The following is a 975-nucleotide window of genomic DNA, read 5'->3' on the forward strand; positions in this document are numbered from 1 at the left end:
TGGTCCGAGCGACAATGGCGACGCGTATTTCGCCAGGGATGCAAAGTGAGATACGCGTTCGTGGCCGAGCATCGCAGTCAGTTCTCCGTGCGGGCGATGTGTCGGTGCCTGCGCATCCAGCCGAGCGGCTTCTATGCTTGGCTGAAGGCGCCGTTGAGCAAACGCGCTTGGGAGGACGAACGGCAGATTGAGCTTCTGAAGAAAGCGTGGGTCGAGAGCGGCAAGGTCTACGGGCACCGCAAGCTTCACGACGATCTTCTCGAACAAGGCGAGAGCGTCTGTTTGAACCGCGTCTCCCGCCTGACCAAGCTGGCCGGCATCAAGGCGCAGATCGGCTACAAGCGCCGCCCCGGCAAGTATGGCGGCACGCCGTCAGTCGTGGTCGACAACACCCTGATCGGCAGTTCGACGTGGAAGCTCCAGACCGGGTTTGGGTGACCGACATCACCTATATCCGAACGCAGGAAGGCTTCTCCTACCTGGCCGTCGTCATCGATCTCTTTTCACGCCGCGTGGTCGGCTGATCGATGCAGAGCCGCCAGACGACCGACATCGTCTTGCAGGCATTGCTGATAGCTATCTGGCGCCGCAAGCCGAAGACCAAAGTGCTGATCCATTCGGATCAAGGCAGCCAGTTCACCAGCATGGACTGGGCCGCTTTCTTGAAGGCCCACGATCTCGAGCACTCCATGAGCCGGCGAGGCAACTGCCATGACAATGCGCTCGACCATTGTCCTTGGACCAATGGCGGACAAGGTCTCGCCCGAGAGCTTCTTCAACCTACTCAAGCGCGAACGGATCAGGCGCCGGACCTACCGCACGCGCGAGGAAGCCCGACGGGGCGTGTTCGACTACATCGAGATGTTCTGCAACCCGAAGCGCAAGCACGCGCGAAACGGAATGCTGTCGCCTCTCGAGTTCGAGCGGCAGCAGAAACTGAGGCACGAAGGCGTCTAAGAAACGCGGGGCTATTCA

1 pseudogene is annotated in these 975 nt (G+C 60.5%); it reads left to right on the forward strand.

What is annotated here, in order from left to right:
• Positions 1 to 957 (forward strand): annotated as a pseudogene (locus O4G76_RS19850) (IS3 family transposase); the annotation flags it as partial.
• Between the last annotated feature and the right edge of the window lie 18 nt (positions 958 to 975).

This window comes from Limimaricola sp. G21655-S1 (assembly GCF_027213785.1).
Taxonomy (GTDB): domain Bacteria; phylum Pseudomonadota; class Alphaproteobacteria; order Rhodobacterales; family Rhodobacteraceae; genus Limimaricola.